We start from the raw sequence: 17,734 nt of genomic DNA on the forward strand, positions 1-17,734 counted from the left end.
GGATCGTGCTGATCGGCCGCCCCAGTTGCGCCACTCGCGGTGCACTGGCCTTTTTACAAAAAGATCAAAAGCAAAAAGATCATGCAGGAGATTTGACGTGCACATTGGTGTTCCTCTCGAAACCCAGACCGGTGAAACGCGGGTGGCTGCCACCCCGGAAACCATCAAGAAGCTGATCGGCCAGGGCCATAAGGTCACTGTACAAAGCGGTGCAGGCATCAACGCCAGCATCGTCGACAGTGCCTATGAAACGGCAGGCGCAACCATCGGTAGTGTCGGCGATGCATTTGGCGCCGAGCTGATTCTCAAGGTGGTTGCCCCGAGCGACAGCGAACTGGCGCTGATCAAAAGCGGCACCGTGTTGGTGGGCATGCTCAATCCGTTCAGCAACGAAACCATCGCCAAGCTCGCCGAGCGCGGCATCACCGCCTTCGCCCTCGAAGCGGCGCCGCGCACCTCGCGCGCCCAGAGCCTCGACGTGCTGTCGTCCCAGGCCAACATCGCCGGCTATAAGGCCGTGCTGCTCGCCGCTCATCACTACCCGCGCTTCATGCCGATGCTGATGACGGCGGCCGGTACGGTTAAGGCTGCACGCGTATTGATTCTCGGCGCCGGCGTTGCAGGCCTGCAGGCGATTGCCACGGCAAAACGCCTGGGTGCCGTGATCGAAGCGTCTGACGTACGCCCGGCGGTTAAAGAGCAGATCGAATCTCTAGGCGCCAAGTTCGTCGACGTGCCCTACGAAACCGATGAAGAACGCGAATGCGCCGTCGGCGTCGGTGGTTACGCCCGTCCAATGCCGACCAGCTGGATGCAGCGCCAGGCCCTGGCGGTTCACGAGCGCGCAAAGCAGGCCGACATCGTCATCACCACCGCCCTGATTCCCGGCCGTAAAGCACCGACCTTGCTCAGCGCCGACACCGTCGCGCAAATGAAGCCCGGCTCGGTAGTGATCGACCTCGCAGCCGCCCAAGGCGGCAACTGCCCGCTGACTGTCGCTGACCAAGTCGTCGTGGAAAACGGCGTGATCATCTGCGGCCCAACCAACCTGGCCGGTGCCGTCGCTGCCGACGCGTCAGCCTTGTATGCGCGCAACCTGCTGGACTTCCTGAAGCTGGTCTTCACCAAGGAAGGGCAGTTTGAAATCAACCTCGAAGACGACATCGTCGCCGCGTGCCTGATGTGCCGTGACGGCCAAGTCATCCGCAAAAACGCCTAAGCAGGGATTCAGACGATGGAAGAGCTTATCTCCCCCGGTATCTACAACCTGATCATCTTTGTGCTGGCGATTTATGTCGGTTACCACGTGGTCTGGAACGTCACGCCCGCGCTGCACACGCCGCTGATGGCGGTGACCAACGCCATCTCGGCAATCGTGATCGTCGGCGCCATGCTGGCCGCCGCACTGACCGTGACTCCCCTGGGCAAGACCATGGGCACCCTGGCTGTAGCCCTGGCAGCGGTCAACGTGTTCGGTGGCTTCCTGGTGACGCGCCGCATGCTTGAGATGTTCAAGAAGAAAGCCCCGAAAGTAAAAGAAGAGGCGCCGAAGTAATGAGCATGAATCTGGTCACGACGCTCTACCTGATCGCGTCGATCTGCTTTATCCAGGCACTCAAGGGCCTGTCACATCCCACCACTTCGCGGCGCGGCAACTTGTTTGGCATGCTCGGCATGGCGCTGGCGGTGCTCACTACCGTTGGCCTCATTTATAAGCTCGGCGCCGAGCTGGCCACTGCCGGCATCGGTTACGTGATTGTCGGCCTGCTGATCGGCGGCACTGCCGGTTCGATCATGGCCAAGCGTGTAGAAATGACCAAGATGCCGGAGCTGGTGGCGTTCATGCACAGCATGATCGGCCTGGCTGCGGTGTTCATCGCCATTGCCGCCGTGGTCGAGCCGCAATCCCTAGGCATCGTCAAACACCTGGGCGACGCGATCCCTGCGGGTAACCGACTGGAGCTGTTCCTCGGTGCGGCCATCGGTGCGATTACCTTCTCCGGTTCGGTGATTGCGTTCGGCAAGCTATCGGGCAAGTACAAGTTCCGCCTGTTCCAGGGCGCACCGGTACAGTTCGGCGGCCAACACAAACTGAACCTGGTGCTCGGCCTGCTGACCCTCGGCCTCGGCCTGGCGTTTATGTTTACCGGCAACCTGACTGCCTTCGCCCTGATGCTGGCCTTGGCCTTCGTGCTGGGCGTGCTGATCATCATCCCGATTGGCGGCGCTGATATGCCAGTGGTCGTGTCGATGCTCAACAGCTACTCCGGCTGGGCAGCGGCAGGTATCGGTTTCTCGCTGAACAACTCGATGCTGATCATCGCCGGCTCCTTGGTGGGCTCCAGCGGCGCGATCCTGTCCTACATCATGTGCAAGGCGATGAACCGTTCCTTCTTTAATGTACTGCTCGGCGGCTTCGGCAACGCGCCGGATGCGGGTGCAGCGGCGGGTTCTAAAGAAGCACGCCCGGTCAAATCCGGCTCCGCCGACGATGCGACCTTCCTGCTGACCAACGCCGACACCGTGATCATCGTCCCGGGCTACGGCCTGGCGGTGGCGCGGGCGCAACATGCGCTCAAGGAACTGACCGAAAAGCTGACCCATCATGGCGTCACGGTGAAATACGCGATCCACCCGGTGGCAGGCCGTATGCCTGGGCACATGAACGTATTGCTCGCCGAGGCCGAAGTGCCTTATGACCAGGTGTTCGAGATGGAGGACATCAACTCCGAGTTCGGCCAAGCCGACGTGGTGCTGGTGCTGGGCGCGAACGACGTGGTCAACCCGGCTGCGAAGAACGACCCGAACTCGCCGATTGCCGGCATGCCGATCCTCGAGGCGTTCAAGGCCAAAACCATCATCGTCAACAAACGTTCAATGGCCAGCGGCTATGCCGGCCTGGATAACGAGTTGTTCTACCTGGACAAGACCATGATGGTCTTCGGTGATGCCAAGAAGGTCATCGAAGACATGGTCAAAGCCGTCGAGTAACCCTGCTTCAGCGCAATACTCGAAACCCCGGCCTCCAGTAGGCTGGGGTTTTTTATTACCGCATGAAACCCGACCAAAGGCTCTAAATCGCTGCCTGGCATTCGACCATGGTAGCGGGCCGAAATTTTTTGAAATCACTAAACTGCGCACCTTGCTTCCGTAGCCTGAGATAAGAATCCATGTACCGTGATCGCATCCGCTTGCCTTCGTTGTTGAACAAGGTCATGAGCGCGGCAGACGCCGCCGCACTGATCGAAGACGGCATGACCGTTGGCATGAGCGGCTTCACCCGTGCCGGTGAAGCCAAGGCCGTCCCCCACGCCCTGGCCGAACGTGCCAAGACTTCCCCGCTGAAAATCACCCTGATGACCGGCGCCAGCCTGGGCAATGACCTGGACAAGCAACTGACCGAAGCCGGCGTGCTGTCGCGGCGCATGCCGTTTCAAGTCGACAGCACGCTGCGCAAGGCGATCAACGCCGGCGAGGTGATGTTTATCGACCAACACCTGTCGGAAACCGTCGAGCAACTGCGCAACAACCAGCTCAAGCTGCCGGACATCGCGGTGATTGAAGCAGTCGCGATCACTGAACAAGGCCACATCGTTCCCACCACGTCCGTAGGCAACTCCGCCAGCTTCGCGATTTTCGCCAAGCAGGTGATCGTCGAGATCAACCTGGCACACAATCCAAATCTGGAAGGGTTGCACGACATCTATATCCCGACCTACCGGCCGACGCGCACGCCAATTCCTCTGGTGAAAGTCGACGACCGTATCGGCAGCACTGCCATTCCGATCCCGCCGGAAAAAATCGTCGCCATCGTCATCACCAACCAGGCCGACTCTGCCTCGACCGTGACGCCGCCCGACAGCGACACACAGGGCATCGCCAACCACCTCATCAACTTCCTCAAGCAGGAAGTCGACGCAGGCCGCATGACCAACAAGCTCGGCCCGCTGCAGGCCGGGATCGGCAATATCGCCAACGCCGTGATGTGCGGGTTGATCGAGTCACCGTTCGAAGACCTGACCATGTATTCGGAAGTGTTGCAGGATTCAACCTTCGACCTGATCGACGCAGGCAAGCTCAGCTTTGCTTCGGGCAGCTCGATCACCTTGTCAGAGCGGCGCAATGCCGACGTGTTCGGCAACCTGGAACACTATAAGGACAAGCTGGTCCTGCGCCCGCAGGAGATCTCCAACCACCCTGAAGTGGTACGTCGCCTGGGCATTATCGGTATCAACACCGCGCTGGAGTTCGACATCTACGGCAACGTCAACTCCACCCACGTCTGCGGCACGCGGATGATGAATGGCATTGGCGGCTCCGGGGACTTTGCGCGCAATGCGCACCTGGCCATCTTCGTCACCAAGTCGATTGCCAAGGGCGGGGCTATTTCCAGTGTCGTGCCCATGGTCAGCCATGTGGACCATACCGAGCATGACGTCGACATCCTGGTGACCGAAGTCGGGCTGGCCGACCTGCGTGGGCTGGCGCCGCGGGAACGGGCCCGAGTGATCATCGACAACTGTGTGCACCCGGCTTACCGCGATGCGCTGAACAGTTACTTCAATACCGCCTGCGCAATCGGTGGGCACACCCCACACATCCTGCGCGAAGCACTGAGCTGGCACATCAACTTGGAAGAAACCGGGCACATGCTCAAGGCATGATTGGTACAGATTCGAGCTGATGCAAATACAGTTTCATCAGCTCGGCTGCGCCAGCCTCACTTATTGAAAAAACTGTACTGCTGTACCGGTCATTTCCTACTGAAATATCCTACGAGCCAGACCAAAAACACCTATTTCGCACTATTTAAGTGCAGACAGGTACAGTTGCCCCATTTCTGTACAGTACAGCGCCTATAAACAGTTAACTGGCCCCTCACAATACAGGTGAACTGTATCTAGAGAGTGTTGCGCCGGAAGAGGATCATTGGCATCAGTTAAACCACTACCTAATCCCGCCACAAGCGGAAGGATGTCATCATGGAACGTACACTCAGTTCCGAACTGTTCTTCGAAGAAAAAGCTGTAAACACCCAGGCCTCCCTGCCTCTGCGCGTTATCGCCAACCTGATGTTGTGGCAGCGCCGCATCTCCAGCCGCCACCAACTGGCTCGCCTGGATTCGCGTCTGCTGGCTGACGCAGGCATCAGCGAAGCTCAACGCTACGAAGAGCTGAGCAAGCCGTTCTGGCGCTGATTTAGCGCTCGCTGGCCCTGACCTGACGGGTCCACTGCCAGCAACCTGATTTGTCAAAACACAGCCCGCCCCGGGTAACCGGAGGCGGGCTTTGTTGTTTCTGGGATTCAGGTTTTCAACGGGAAAACAGAAGCGCTTCCCGACAACAGGTACAGTTTAAAAAATACTACAGTTAAGCAGTACAATTTAACCCTGGTGTATCTGTATCGGTTCCACTGCCTAACCCAACATGGTGTTCCAAGACCTCATGAAAGGGACTCCCCATGGACACGCCTTCTTCGTTATATAAGCGGCTGTTGCTGCGTATGGCCGCCACCCTGGCCAAATGGCTGCGCCACGCCTACGAACGACGCCAACTGTCGAAGCTTGATACGCGGGAACTGTCCGACCTGGGCATCAGCCATGGCGACCGCATGGCCGAGATGTCCAAACCGTTCTGGCGTGACTAGGCAGTCAAGGCGCTTCCCGAACGGATAAACGGCAGCTTAATATCCAGTCACCACGTGGCGAGCCGCCTGGTACAGGCGTCTGATCCCCAATGGCTGCCCTGCGCCACTTTATCCGTTCATCTACAGGAGTCACCCCATGTCCCGTCTTCGCCTGCTGAGTGCTGCCGCCCTGTTGGTCCTGGCAGCCAACGCCAATGCGACCAGTTTCATTGTCACCACCGACTCCATTGTCGGCGCACTAAAAGCCACCTCCGACGCCAGCTCCGATGCCACCTCGTCCCTGCGCGACAATAAGGTCGTGCGCGCCGCGCGTGACGACGCCGCCAGTTTTGTCGCCAGTGAAGGCGCCATCCGTGGTGTGAAACTGGAAAGCGCCCTGGCACAGATCCGCCAGCAAGCGCCGCAACTGAACACCGCGACTGACGCGCAACTGGCCCAGGCCATCCTGGCCATCTGAAGACAGCCGTGATGCCTGGGCGCTGGCTCTCGCCCGGGCATTACGCTAGCCTTGGCGCTCGTTTTCAGTTGTCGAATCCCATGGCTTTTTCATACCGCCTTTTAGTAGTCCCTGTATTGTTTTCCTGCGGCTGGTCCCCATTGGCTTCGGCCTTTGACCTCACCACCCAGAGCACCGTCGTGAGCGCGTACGCCACCAGCAAAGTGACCTCCGCGCCCTTCGACAGAAAAGTGATAATGGCCGCCCAGGATGACGCTGCCGCGTTTATCGCCACTGACGGCCAATGGCGGGGGGCATGGCTGGAGTCAGCGCTGGATTATCTGCGCCGCAGCCAGCCAAAACTTAACGCCAGCGACCTTGAACTGGCGCAAGCAATTCTCGTCCAATAATCATCTTTGTATTCCTTATTTGTATTGGAGTTATCCCATGCGTAGCCCGCTGATCGCCGCCACCCTTGGCCTGCTGTTATTGGCCGACGTTGCCCAGGCGCATACCCTGGTGGCCACCAGTAACATCATTGTTCGCGCCTCTGGCCGCACCATTGATTTCACCTCGGACACCACCACCTCGATCCGCGACTCCAAAGTGGTACGCGAAGCCCACGACGACGCCGCCAGCTTCGTCGCAACCAACGGTGAAATCCGTGGCGCGCACTTGGAAGCGGCCTTCGACACCCTGCGTACACGTCTGCCGGAAGCCCGCGACGCCAGTGACCAGACCCTCGCCGAAGCCATCCTCGCACTGTGAGGCGCATTGCCGCCTGGCTCCTGGCCGGGACTGTGCTGCTGTGTGCCAGCGCAGCCCAGGCCAGCCTGCAACTGCGGCTCAAGACCGAGGGTCTGAGCCCGGCTGAACAGCAGGCCAGCCAGGCGCTGCTCGACGAAGCCATGCGCTCTTTACCGCCGCGCTTCATCGAACAGTTGGACCGGCGCATCGATGTCGGCTGGACCGACAAGATGCCCGAGAACGCCTACGGGCAAGCCTCCCTGGTGTCCGAGCTGGACCTCAACCGCAATCTGCTGGCCAGCCTGACCGACGGCAGCGCCGCCACCCAGAAAACCAATCGCCCCCACGGCACTGTGCGCCGCGAAATGCTCGCCACGGTGCTGCATGAACTGACCCACATCTATGACCGTGCACGCCTGTGGTCCAAGGACGATCGCGCGCTGATCAATCGTTGCAGCCGGCAGAACAACCTCACCGGCCTGATCGGCCTGCCTGATCAATGCCGCGGCCAGAATGGCCGACGCTTTACCCTCAGCGATGACCCACGCCTGCTGGACCTTGCCGGCTGGCCGCAGTACGTAGGCCGTCGCGGCGAGCGCGAGCAGCACAACCATCAAGTTGCGCGCAGCCCGGACATCTACGAAACCACCAGCCCGCTGGAGTTCGTGGCGGTCAATATGGAGTACTTCCTGTTAGACCCAAGCTACGCCTGCCGGCGCCCGGCATTGTTCCGCTATTACCAGGAGCACTTTGGCTGGGCCCCGCCGGAGCAGGACACCTGCGCCAGCACCTACGCCTTCCTGAACGCCGGTAATGATTTCGCCAAGACGCCGCTGGGTCATGTGGACCCGGAACGCGTCTACGAAATCGACTACCTGCTGGCCGAAGCCAACCAGAACCTGGTCAGCCGCTGGGGCCACAGCATGTTGCGCCTGGTGATCTGTGCGCCGGGCCGCCCGCGTGGGCCGGATTGCCGGCTGGACCTGGACCAGCATCTGGTCTTGTCCTACCGCGCGTTTGTCGGTGACGTACAGCTGTCGAGCTGGGACGGCCTGGTCGGCAAGTACCCATCGCGCTTGTTTGTATTGCCGCTGGCGCAAGTGATCGACGAATACACCAAGACCGAACTGCGTGGCCTGGCCTCTGTACCGCTGAAACTGACCCGCCAGGAAATCAACGACACCGTCGAACATGCCGCCGAAATGCATTGGAGCTACGACGGCAACTACTTCTTCATCTCCAACAACTGCGCGGTGGAGAGCCTGAAACTGCTACGCAGCGGCAGCGCCAACCCGCAACTGACCGGCCTGGACAACATCACCCCCAACGGTTTGCTCGAAGTCCTGAGCGCCCGCCGCTTGGCCGATACCAGCGTGCTGGATGACAAACGCAGGGCGTTGCGCCTGGGGTATCACTTCGACTCCTTCCGCGAACGCTACCAGGCGATGTTCGATGTACTGCGCAAGCACCTGCCGATCAAACAGACCCAGGTCGAAGACTGGTTGTCTCTCAGTGCCGAGGAACGCCGACAGTGGTTCGGCCAGGCCGACCTGCGCACCAGTGCCGCATTGTTGCTGCTGGAGCAGGCAAGCTTTCGCAAACAGTTGATGCTGGCCCAGGACGAAGTTAAACAACGCTACCTCGGCGCCCGCGAGCTGAAAAACGGTGGCATGGAGAAAGCCAACGCCACGCTGCAACAAATCCTCGCCAACAGCGGCTTCCTCAGCCGCCCGGCGGAACTGCTGGGCAGTGGCGGTTATGGCCTGCCGCAACCTTCAGAGGCCACACGCCTGGAATCGGAAAGCGCCGAACGCCAGAAGCAACTGCAGTCGCTTACCGGCGAACTGGACAAAGAGGTGAGGGCGCTGCTGGAGCCTTCCCGTTCCGCCGAAATTGCCGCCTGTGAAGCCAACCTGAAGCTGGTGGGCGAGCATTTGCGGGCCTTGCACAAGGCGGCAGGCGGCCTGGAACTGCCCTGAAACCTCGCCGCAGAATCTGTAGGAGCCGGCTTGCCGGCGATGCAGACACCTCCGTCGTTCAGTTGAACCGAGGTGATGCAATCGCAGGCAAGCCACACACATTTGGTCTGTGCAAACCTGAAGACCGTATGCCTGCCCTCCATCAGCTGTTTGCGCAGCGAAAGCTGGCTGAAAGCTTACCCGTCTAGGATCGCCACCACTGCCGGCAATAGACCGGCTGTTAACAACAACAATGGTGATTCCCGATGTCCGCTCCTACCCGCCTGTTCGCCCCAACTCCACCCGTACGCCTCGTGCCGTTCGTTTTGCGCTGACCCCAACCCGGTCCGCCATTCCCTAGCCGCGCTACGCCTGGAGTATTCCTATGCTGACTTTCCTTGGCTTTGCCATGGTCATCACGTTCATGTTCCTGATCATGACCAAGCGCCTGTCCGCGCTGATCGCTCTGATCATCGTGCCGATCCTGTTCGCGCTGTTCGGCGGTTTCGCACCGAAGATCGGCCCGATGATGCTCGAAGGCATCACCAAACTCGCGCCGACCGGCGTGATGTTGATGTTCGCCATTCTCTACTTTGCCCTGATGATTGATTCCGGCCTGTTCGACCCGGCCGTGCGCAAGATCCTCAAGATGGTCAAGGGCGACCCACTGAAGGTTTCCGTCGGTACCGCCGTGCTGGCCCTGGTCGTGTCCCTCGACGGTGACGGCGCCACCACTTACATGATCTGCGTGGCCGCCATGCTGCCGTTGTACAAGCGCATCGGCATGAGCCCACGGATCATGGCGGGCCTGATCATCCTCGCCGGTGGCGTGATGAACATGACCCCCTGGGGTGGCCCGACTGCCCGCGCCGCCAGTGCGCTGCACGTCGACCCCTCGGATATTTTCGTACCGATGATCCCGGCGATGGCCGCCGGCGTGGTGGCGATCCTGGTGATTGCCTACATGTATGGCAAACGCGAACGTGCACGCCTGGGTGAACTGCACCTGCAAGGCGATGAAATTGACCACAGCGAGATCAGCGTGTCGCAATACCCTGACGCTCGTCGTCCGAAGCTGATCTGGTTCAACGGCGCGCTGACCCTGGCCCTGATGTGCACACTGATCGCCGGTCTGTTGCCGCTGCCGGTGCTGTTCATGGTGGCGTTCAGTATCGCGATGATCGTCAACTACCCGTGCCTGCAACAGCAGAAAGATCGCGTCGCCGCCCACGCCGGCAGCGTATTGGCGGTCGTCGGGTTGATCTTCGCTGCGGGTATCTTCACCGGCATTCTGTCCGGTACCGGCATGGTCGACGCCATGTCCAAGAGCCTGCTGGCAGTGATCCCGGAGGCCATGGGCCCGTACCTGGCCGTGATCACCGCACTGGTGAGCATGCCGTTCACTTTCTTCATGTCCAACGACGCGTTCTACTACGGCGTGCTGCCCGTCCTCGCCGAAGCCGCCAGCCACTACGGCATCACCGCCGTGGAAATGGCCCGCGCCTCTATCGTTGGCCAGCCTGTGCACTTGCTCAGCCCACTGGTACCGTCGACCTACCTGTTGGTGGCACTGGCCGGTATCGAATTTGGTGATCACCAGCGCTTCACCCTTAAGTGGGCAGTGCTGGTGTGCCTGTGCATAATGTTCGCCGCATTGCTGATGGGGATTTTTCCGCTGTTCAGCACTCTATAATCGTACCGACTCACTCACCGCGCGGCGCTGCAGCTTGCGCGGTTTAACACTTGCTCAAAGGAATACACATGGAATGGCTGACCAATCCGGAAATCTGGATTGCCTTCTTCACCCTGACGGCCCTCGAGATCGTCCTGGGCATCGATAACATCATCATGATTTCGATCCTGGTCAGCCGCATGCCCAAGCATATGCAGGCGCGCACCCGGATCTTCGGCCTGGCGTTGGCCATGGTCACGCGCATCCTGTTGCTGCTGTCGATCACCTGGGTGATGCAACTGACCGCCGACCTGTTCGTGGTCTTCGGCCAGGGTATTTCCGGTCGCGACCTGATCCTGTTCTTCGGTGGCCTGTTCCTTCTGTGGAAAAGCTCCCAAGAGATGTACCACGCGCTGGAAGGCGAAGACGAAACCCACGACGAGCCGAAGGGCGCGGGTGGCAAGTTCATCTACACCATCATCCAGATCGCGATCATCGACATCGTGTTCTCCCTGGACTCGGTGATCACCGCTGTGGGCATGGTCTCGCACGTACCGGTGATGGTCGCAGCGATTGTCGTGGCCGTACTGGTGATGATGCTGGCGGCGGGCACCATCAGCGAATTCATCGACAAGCACCCGTCGCTGAAGATGCTGGCACTGTCGTTCCTGCTGGTAGTGGGTACCGTGCTGATCGCCGAATCCTTCGATGTGCACGTGCCAAAAGGCTACGTCTACTTTGCCATGGCGTTCTCGCTGGCAGTGGAAGCGGTGAACATCAAGATGCGCACCGCCATCGCGAAAAAGAAAAAACAGCAGGATCCTGTGAAACTGCGCAAAGACATTCCGGGTCAATAAACCCGAGCCAGACAAAAAGGGGCTTTTATAAGCCCCTTTTTTTTATCCGCAAAAAGCTGATTTCATGACAGTTTTGTTTCAATCCCCACTTTAGCTATGCGATGCTGGCGCAGAGCCCATTCGCCAACTACAGCTTAACTACAAGACGTAGAACGGCACGCGGCAACTTTCCTTCGCTCCTGTTGGAGCGCACCCACACGGGGGGCCGAGCATGCTGACCTTGCTCAATCTGCTTTCCGCCGTGACCCTGCTTATCTGGGGCACGCACATCGTCCGTACCGGCATCCTGCGGGTCTACGGCTCGAACTTGCGCCAAGTCATCGGGCAGAACATGTCCAAGCGCTGGCTGGCGTTTATCGCCGGTATCCTGGTGACCGCCATGGTGCAGAGCAGCAACGCCACGGCGATGCTGGTGACGTCCTTTGTCGGCCAGGGCCTGATGGGGCTGATGCCCGCCCTGGCAACCATGCTCGGTGCAGACGTGGGTACCGCGCTGATGGCGCGGGTACTGACGTTTGACCTGTCGTGGCTGTCGCCGCTGCTGATCTTTCTCGGGGTGATTTTCTTCCTGTCACGCAAACAGACGCGGGCAGGGCAGTTGGGCCGGGTCGGGATCGGCCTTGGGCTGATCATCCTCGCACTGCAACTCATCGTCGAAGCCGCCGGGCCCATCACCCACGCCCAGGGCGTCAAGGTACTGTTCGCTTCATTGACCGGCGACATCCTGCTCGACGCCTTGGTCGGCGCCTTGTTCGCGATGATTTCCTACTCCAGCCTGGCCGCCGTCCTGCTCACCGCCACCCTGGCCGGCGCCGGCGTGATCGGCTTGCACGTGGCCATCGGCCTGGTGATCGGTGCCAATATCGGCAGCGGTGTGCTGGCCTTCCTCAGCACCAGCATGCAGAACGCCGCCGGTCGCCAGGTTGCGCTGGGCAGCTTGCTGTACAAGTTGATCGGCCTGCTGCTGATCATCCCGGTACTCGACCCGCTGGTGCTGTGGATGGATGGCCTGGACTACAGCGCCCAAGGCATGGTCATCACCTTCCACCTGCTTTACAACGTCACGCGGTGCCTGATCCTGCTGCCCACCATTGGGCCAATGGCGCGGCTGTGCGCCTGGCTGCTGCCCGAGCGCGAAGAAACCAACGGCAAGGCCAAACCCCGCCACCTGGACTTGGCCGCGCTCACCACGCCAAGCCTGGCACTGGCCAACGCCGCGCGGGAAACCCTGCGCCTGGGCGACCTGATCGACAACATGCTCACCGCGATGCAGGAAGTACTGCGCGGCAAACAGACGGCCATCACCCAGGAAATGCGCAGCCTCAGCGACGATGTCGAGTCGCTCTACAGCGCGATCAAACTCTACCTGGCGCAAATGCCCCGCGAAGACCTCAGCGAGCAAGACAGCCGGCGCTGGGCCGAAATCATCGAGCTGTCGATCAACCTCAAGCTGGCTGGCGACCTGATCGAACGCATGCTGCGCAAAGTCCAGCAGCAGAAAACTTCCCAGCGTCGCCAGTTCTCGGAAGTCGGCCTGGAAGAACTCACGGGGCTGCACAGCCAATTGATCGCCAACCTGCGCCTTGGGCTGTCGGTGTTCCTCAGCGCCGACCCGGAAAGCGCGCGCCAATTGCTGCGCGAGAAGCGCCGCTTCCGCGCCCAGGAACGCCGCCTGGCCCACGCCCACGTCAGCCGACTGCAGCGCAAAATCGTGCAGAGCCTGGAGACCAGCTCCCTGCACCTGGAGCTGATCGCCGACATGAAGCGCTTGAATTCGTTGTTTTGCAGCAGTGCCTATGTGGTGTTGGAAACGTCCGACACCGGCGCACTCTCGGCCGAAGATATTGCCGACATCACACATTCGCCCTGAACGTACGATGGCCCGTGAAGTCAGTTAAAACTGACCTCACTCGCCAGGAAGCTTGTTATGCGTCGCCTGTTGTTCGCTTGCCTGCTCATGGGTTCTGCCCACGTCTTCGCCTTTGACCGCCTGCAAGTCGAGGGTTACACCTTGCCCAATGGCCTGCAATTGCTGCTTAAACCGGGCACTGAGCGCGGGCATGTGGCGATACGCCTGGTGGTGGGCGTGGGCCTGGATGACTTCCATTGCGAAGACAAGGAGTTGCCACACCTGCTTGAACACCTGCTGTTCAGCGGCATCGACGGTGGCGGCGAAAGTGAGCTGGAAGACCGCATGCAAGCCCTGGGCGGCGAGTGGAACGCCTACACCAGCAACGCCGACACCACCTTCGTGATCGAGGCGCCCGCGCAGAACCAGCGCAAGGTGCTCGACCTGCTGCTGGCGATCATCACCCGCACCGAACTGACCGACGCTAATATCGACGCCGCCAAGCGGGTGGTGGAGCGCGAAGACGGCGGCCACTACTCACACCTGCAACGCCTACTGGACCGCCAGGACTTGGGCCACACCGCCAGCAATCAACTGGCCGTCGAGCTGGGCCTCAAATGCGCCGAACGCGCCGAGGTCGACCACCTGACCCGCGAGCAGTTGGAAAACCTGCGCAAACACTGGTACGCGCCTAACAACATGACCCTGATCATCGTCGGTGACCTCGACAAACTGCTGCCAGCCTATCTGGAACGAACCTACGGCCAGCTCGACCCGGTCGAACCTACGGAACACCTGGCACTCCCGGAAATCCAGCACGCCGCCGCTGCCCATCGCGAACTGATCCACGGCTGGGTCGGCGACAACGCCAAACTGCACTGGCTGTTCCCTGAGCCAGTACTGGACGACGGGCATGACGAAACCTACGACCTGCTCAAGGACTACCTCGACTGGGCGCTGTACCGTCAACTGCGCCTCAAGCACGGTTTGTCCTACGGCCCGTGGAGCGAACGCGAAGTGCTCGGCGGCGTTGGCTTCCTCAGCCTGAATGCCGACCTTGAGCGGGAAAACCTCCCCGAAGCCGAACAGGTCTTGCAGGACCTCAGGGCGCAGTTGCTCAAAGACGGTCTCGACCCGGCGGTCTTCGCCCGCTTGCAGCACGCCGCCATCGCCCGTCAGGCCTGGGCCGTGCAGGGCAACAGCGCACTGGCCGACTATTACTGGAGCGCTTCCGGCGATTACGACAACGGCCACTTCAGCGACCCGGTCAAACGCATCAAGGCCGTGAGTCTGGACCAGACCAACCAGGCCATGCGCCAAGTGTTCAAGCAACCCGGCTACTGGCGTATTGAGAAGCCGCTGCTCAGTTATGACCTGCTGAGCTGGATCGGCGCCGGTGCCCTCGGGCTGATCGCCTTTGTGTTGATCGGCGTGCGGCTTTATCGCAAACGGATCGCGTAATGAGGCAACGGACGACGGGCTAAGACGTTATTCTGTCTAGGATTTTTTCCTACAAAGACTGCGAACCGCCAGATGCCAAACCTGACCCACGTAATCCAGCGCATTCTCGAGCTGATGAAGCGCTACCCAGGGGTGATTGCACTCGGCGGCTTCATCTCGGGTGTGGGCAGCTTCATCCTGGTGGACCGCCAACAGGGCATGGCCAGTTGGATCGCGGTGATCATGCTGGTGAGCTGGCTGTGGCTGATGCTGGAGAACAGCTTCACCCAGCTGTTCACCAAGGTCTTCAAGCGCGAAATCCCCGAACCGCTGCTGCGCTATGCAACCCAGATGATCCACCAGGAAAGTCTGTTTTTTGTGCTGCCGTTCTTTTTCATCACCACCGCCTGGAACAGCGGCCAATCGATTTTTACCGGCCTGCTCGGCGCGGCAGCACTGGTGTCGATCACCGACCCGCTGTACTACAAATGGCTGGCGCCCAAACGTTCACTGTTCCTCGCGCTGCACACCTTCACACTGTTCGCCGCGCTGCTCACCGCGCTGCCGATCATCCTGCACCTGACCACCGCCGAGAGTTACAAATTGGCCCTCGGCGTGGCCATGGCGTTGTCGATCCCAAGCCTGGCCGTGAGCCTACCGCTGCGCAGCCTCAAGGGCTGGGCGATGCTGCTTGGGGTTACGGCCGCGATTGGCTGCGCCGGCTGGTTCCTGCGCAGCTGGGTGCCGCCGGCCACCCTGTGGATGACTGAAGTGGCGATCAGCACCCAACTGCAAGACCGCACGCCGGGCGACGACCTCAAGGAAGTCACCGCCGCCCAACTGCGCAGCGGCGGGCTGTACGCCTACACCGCCATTAACGCACCGCGCGGGCTGGATGAGCGGATCTACCATGTGTGGCAATTCAACGGCAAAGAGGTCGACCGCATCGCCCTGGATATTCACGGCGGGCGCAAAGAGGGCTATCGCGCCTGGACCCACAAGCAGAACTTCCCCGGCGACGCTGTGGGCCGCTGGCAGGTCAGGGTGTTGACCGAAGACGGGCAGGTGATCGGTGTGCTGCGCTTCAAAGTGACGGACGCAGCACAAACGGACAACCCAAAGTAGGCAGGTTCGTGCTATTACGTAGGAATTGTGGATAGCCAAACAAGCTCGGAGCTTATGACCACCCCTACGACGGCCGGCGCAGCCCACCTCGATACGTCCACCACCCCGCCACAACTGAGGATTACGGGGGACTGGACGCTTGCCCACTATGCGGGCCTGAAGAGGCTGTCGGACAAGCTCGACGGCCAATACGACGCCGGCGCGCGCATCGACCTCAACGGCCTCGGCGCCCTCGATACTGCCGGCGCCTCGCTGTTGGTGGAGCTGCTGGGGCCGACCCGCATCGAGCAATCTGCGGAGCAGACTGACTGCAGCTTGTCTGCCGCCGACCGCGCCCTGCTCAAGACCGTCTACCGCTCCCTGAATGATTTTTGCGTACCGGACAAGGCACCGGAAGAAGCCGCCGGCATTCAGGTGCTGGCCCGCATCGGTCGAGCGGTGGACACCGTCTGGCAGGACAGCAAGAAGCTGCTGGGCTTTATCGGCCTGATTCTCGAAACCTTTGCCCGTGGCATTTTGCGCCCCAAGCGCTGGCGCCTGACCCCTATGGTCGCGCACCTGGAACAGGTCGGCCTCGACGCCGCGCCCATCGTGGCCCTGCTGACCTTTCTGGTCGGCGCGGTAGTGGCGTTCCTCGGCGCCACTGTCCTCAAGAGTTTTGGCGCGACTATTTTCACCGTCGACCTGGTGGCGTTCTCTTTCTTGCGGGAATTCGGCGTGTTACTGACGGCAATTTTGATCGCCGGTCGCACCGCCAGTGCCTTTACCGCCCAAATCGGTTCGATGAAGGCCAACGAAGAAATCGACGCGATCCGCACCCTGGGCCTGGACCCGATGGAATTGCTGGTATTGCCGCGCGTGCTGGCGCTGCTGGTGGCGCTGCCGATGCTGACCTTCCTGGCGATGCTGTCGGGGATTGTCGGCGGTGGCGTGGTCTGCGCGGTGGCGCTGGATATTTCGCCGGCGATGTTCCTCTCGCTGCTGCAATCGGACATTGGCGTGCAGCACTTCCTGGTGGGCATGGTGAAAGCGCCGATCTTCGCGTTCCTGATTGCGGCCATCGGCTGCCTGGAAGGCTTCAAGGTCAGCGGCAGTGCCGAGTCGGTGGGCGCCCACACCACTTCCAGCGTGGTGCAATCGATCTTTGTGGTCATCGTGCTGGATGCGGTCGCGGCGCTGTTCTTTATGGAGATGGGCTGGTGAGTCGTCTACACCGTGCGCCCACTGAGGCGGTCATTGAGGTGCGTGGCCTGTGCAATCGCTTTGGCAGCCAGAGCGTGCACGAGAACCTCGACCTGGATTTGTACAAGGGCGAGATCCTCGCCGTGGTCGGCGGGTCCGGCAGCGGCAAGTCGGTGCTGCTGCGCAGCATCGTCGGCCTGCGCCGGCCCAGCGAAGGCGAAGTGCGGGTGTTCGGCAAAAACCTGCCGAGCCTGCCGGAACATGAGCGTTCCCTGGTGGAACGGCGCTTTGGCGTGCTGTTCCAGAAGGGCGCGCTGTTTTCTTCGCTGACCGTGACCGAAAACGTCGCGCTGCCGTTGATCGAACACGCCGGCCTCAGCCGCCGCGACGCCGAGCACTTGGCCGCGGTGAAACTCGCCCTGGCCGGGTTGCCATTGTCGGCGGCCGACAAGTACCCGGCGTCACTGTCCGGCGGCATGATCAAGCGCGCCGCCCTGGCCCGCGCGCTGGCGTTGGACCCGGACATCCTGTTCCTCGACGAACCCACCGCCGGCCTCGACCCGATCGGCGCGGCGCAGTTCGACCAACTGATCCTGACCCTGCGTGACGCGCTGGGCCTGAGTGTGTTCCTGGTCACCCATGACTTGGACACGCTGTACACCATCACCGACCGCGTGGCGGTGCTGGCACAGAAGAAAGTGCTGGTGGCCGATGCCATCGATGTTGTCTCGGAAACGGACGACGCCTGGATCCACGAATATTTCCACGGCCCCCGTGGCCGCGCGGCATTGGATGCCGCTCAATCGCTTAACGAGGTATGA

Annotated in this window: 17 protein-coding genes; all 17 read left to right on the top strand. The window is 60.9% G+C overall.

What is annotated here, in order from left to right; translation table 11 throughout:
• The first annotated feature begins 97 nt into the window (after positions 1-97).
• The 17 genes from AC0IYN_RS09855 to AC0IYN_RS09935 all read left to right on the top strand — a co-directional run bounded on the left by AC0IYN_RS09855 (position 98) and on the right by AC0IYN_RS09935 (position 17,734).
• Positions 98-1,219 carry a Re/Si-specific NAD(P)(+) transhydrogenase subunit alpha gene (locus tag AC0IYN_RS09855; protein ID WP_457238800.1) on the top strand — a complete coding sequence of 374 codons (1,122 nt, stop codon included), beginning with the start codon at positions 98-100 and terminating at the stop codon, positions 1,217-1,219.
• A 15-nt stretch (positions 1,220-1,234) separates the two neighbouring features.
• Positions 1,235-1,555, top strand: coding sequence for an NAD(P) transhydrogenase subunit alpha part 2 (locus AC0IYN_RS09860; protein WP_003187417.1), 321 nt, complete (start codon positions 1,235-1,237; stop codon positions 1,553-1,555).
• Complete coding sequence (locus tag AC0IYN_RS09865) at positions 1,555-2,991, top strand: NAD(P)(+) transhydrogenase (Re/Si-specific) subunit beta (RefSeq protein WP_269132438.1); 1,437 nt, start codon at positions 1,555-1,557, stop codon at positions 2,989-2,991. Before AC0IYN_RS09860 ends, AC0IYN_RS09865 begins: the two co-directional genes overlap by 1 nt.
• A gap of 179 nt (positions 2,992-3,170) precedes the next feature.
• The gene (locus AC0IYN_RS09870; protein WP_406596133.1) at positions 3,171-4,664 is read left to right on the top strand and encodes an acetyl-CoA hydrolase/transferase family protein; all 1,494 of its coding nucleotides are present in this window, start codon (positions 3,171-3,173) and stop codon (positions 4,662-4,664) included.
• A gap of 318 nt (positions 4,665-4,982) precedes the next feature.
• Entirely contained in the window at positions 4,983-5,198 is a 216-nt protein-coding gene (locus AC0IYN_RS09875; protein ID WP_012721550.1) for a DUF1127 domain-containing protein, read from the top strand.
• A 263-nt stretch (positions 5,199-5,461) separates the two neighbouring features.
• Positions 5,462-5,647 (top strand): DUF1127 domain-containing protein, encoded by a 186-nt coding sequence (locus tag AC0IYN_RS09880; protein ID WP_406596134.1) that lies wholly within the window; start codon positions 5,462-5,464, stop codon positions 5,645-5,647.
• A 136-nt stretch (positions 5,648-5,783) separates the two neighbouring features.
• Entirely contained in the window at positions 5,784-6,104 is a 321-nt protein-coding gene (locus AC0IYN_RS09885) for a DUF2388 domain-containing protein (protein ID WP_078046270.1), read from the top strand.
• Positions 6,105-6,184: 80 nt separating this feature from the next.
• Positions 6,185-6,493, top strand: a complete 309-nt coding sequence (locus tag AC0IYN_RS09890) for a DUF2388 domain-containing protein (protein ID WP_471844765.1) — start codon at positions 6,185-6,187, stop codon at positions 6,491-6,493.
• A gap of 37 nt (positions 6,494-6,530) precedes the next feature.
• The gene (locus tag AC0IYN_RS09895) at positions 6,531-6,851 is read left to right on the top strand and encodes a DUF2388 domain-containing protein (RefSeq protein ID WP_012721546.1); all 321 of its coding nucleotides are present in this window, start codon (positions 6,531-6,533) and stop codon (positions 6,849-6,851) included.
• Positions 6,848-8,809: a DUF7844 domain-containing protein gene (locus AC0IYN_RS09900; protein WP_471841245.1), complete on the top strand. Its 1,962-nt coding sequence runs from the start codon at positions 6,848-6,850 to the stop codon at positions 8,807-8,809. Before AC0IYN_RS09895 ends, AC0IYN_RS09900 begins: the two co-directional genes overlap by 4 nt.
• A 364-nt stretch (positions 8,810-9,173) precedes the next feature.
• Positions 9,174-10,481: a CitMHS family transporter gene (locus tag AC0IYN_RS09905; protein ID WP_078046268.1), complete on the top strand. Its 1,308-nt coding sequence runs from the start codon at positions 9,174-9,176 to the stop codon at positions 10,479-10,481.
• A 68-nt stretch (positions 10,482-10,549) separates the two neighbouring features.
• Entirely contained in the window at positions 10,550-11,317 is a 768-nt protein-coding gene (locus tag AC0IYN_RS09910) for a TerC family protein (protein WP_014716354.1), read from the top strand.
• Between the two features lie 211 nt (positions 11,318-11,528).
• Entirely contained in the window at positions 11,529-13,187 is a 1,659-nt protein-coding gene (locus tag AC0IYN_RS09915) for a Na/Pi cotransporter family protein (RefSeq protein ID WP_099493325.1), read from the top strand.
• 57 nt (positions 13,188-13,244) lie between these two features.
• Positions 13,245-14,627, top strand: a complete 1,383-nt coding sequence (locus AC0IYN_RS09920) for a M16 family metallopeptidase (RefSeq protein WP_471841248.1) — start codon at positions 13,245-13,247, stop codon at positions 14,625-14,627.
• A 72-nt stretch (positions 14,628-14,699) separates the two neighbouring features.
• A complete protein-coding gene (locus tag AC0IYN_RS09925; protein WP_406596138.1) occupies positions 14,700-15,731 on the top strand; it encodes a DUF5924 family protein in 1,032 nt (343 codons plus the stop codon).
• A gap of 54 nt (positions 15,732-15,785) precedes the next feature.
• Positions 15,786-16,934, top strand: coding sequence for an ABC transporter permease (locus tag AC0IYN_RS09930; RefSeq protein WP_471841251.1), 1,149 nt, complete (start codon positions 15,786-15,788; stop codon positions 16,932-16,934).
• Positions 16,931-17,734, top strand: a complete 804-nt coding sequence (locus tag AC0IYN_RS09935) for an ABC transporter ATP-binding protein (RefSeq protein ID WP_177004904.1) — start codon at positions 16,931-16,933, stop codon at positions 17,732-17,734. The genes AC0IYN_RS09930 and AC0IYN_RS09935 overlap by 4 nt, the downstream gene beginning before the upstream one ends.

The organism is Pseudomonas sp. AC112, from assembly GCF_979253545.1.

What these genes read in the sequence shown, in the direction of transcription:
- AC0IYN_RS09895 (WP_012721546.1), top strand. Translation starts at nt 6,531, where the DNA reads ATGCGTAGCCCGCTGATCGCCGCCACCCTTGGCCTGCTGTTATTGGCC.
- AC0IYN_RS09890 (WP_471844765.1), top strand. Translation starts at nt 6,185, where the DNA reads ATGGCTTTTTCATACCGCCTTTTAGTAGTCCCTGTATTGTTTTCCTGC.
- AC0IYN_RS09860 (WP_003187417.1), top strand. Translation starts at nt 1,235, where the DNA reads ATGGAAGAGCTTATCTCCCCCGGTATCTACAACCTGATCATCTTTGTG.
- AC0IYN_RS09870 (WP_406596133.1), top strand. Translation starts at nt 3,171, where the DNA reads ATGTACCGTGATCGCATCCGCTTGCCTTCGTTGTTGAACAAGGTCATG.
- AC0IYN_RS09865 (WP_269132438.1), top strand. Translation starts at nt 1,555, where the DNA reads ATGAGCATGAATCTGGTCACGACGCTCTACCTGATCGCGTCGATCTGC.
- AC0IYN_RS09875 (WP_012721550.1), top strand. Translation starts at nt 4,983, where the DNA reads ATGGAACGTACACTCAGTTCCGAACTGTTCTTCGAAGAAAAAGCTGTA.
- AC0IYN_RS09885 (WP_078046270.1), top strand. Translation starts at nt 5,784, where the DNA reads ATGTCCCGTCTTCGCCTGCTGAGTGCTGCCGCCCTGTTGGTCCTGGCA.
- AC0IYN_RS09925 (WP_406596138.1), top strand. Translation starts at nt 14,700, where the DNA reads ATGCCAAACCTGACCCACGTAATCCAGCGCATTCTCGAGCTGATGAAG.
- AC0IYN_RS09920 (WP_471841248.1), top strand. Translation starts at nt 13,245, where the DNA reads ATGCGTCGCCTGTTGTTCGCTTGCCTGCTCATGGGTTCTGCCCACGTC.
- AC0IYN_RS09905 (WP_078046268.1), top strand. Translation starts at nt 9,174, where the DNA reads ATGCTGACTTTCCTTGGCTTTGCCATGGTCATCACGTTCATGTTCCTG.
- AC0IYN_RS09880 (WP_406596134.1), top strand. Translation starts at nt 5,462, where the DNA reads ATGGACACGCCTTCTTCGTTATATAAGCGGCTGTTGCTGCGTATGGCC.
- AC0IYN_RS09930 (WP_471841251.1), top strand. Translation starts at nt 15,786, where the DNA reads ATGACCACCCCTACGACGGCCGGCGCAGCCCACCTCGATACGTCCACC.
- AC0IYN_RS09915 (WP_099493325.1), top strand. Translation starts at nt 11,529, where the DNA reads ATGCTGACCTTGCTCAATCTGCTTTCCGCCGTGACCCTGCTTATCTGG.
- AC0IYN_RS09910 (WP_014716354.1), top strand. Translation starts at nt 10,550, where the DNA reads ATGGAATGGCTGACCAATCCGGAAATCTGGATTGCCTTCTTCACCCTG.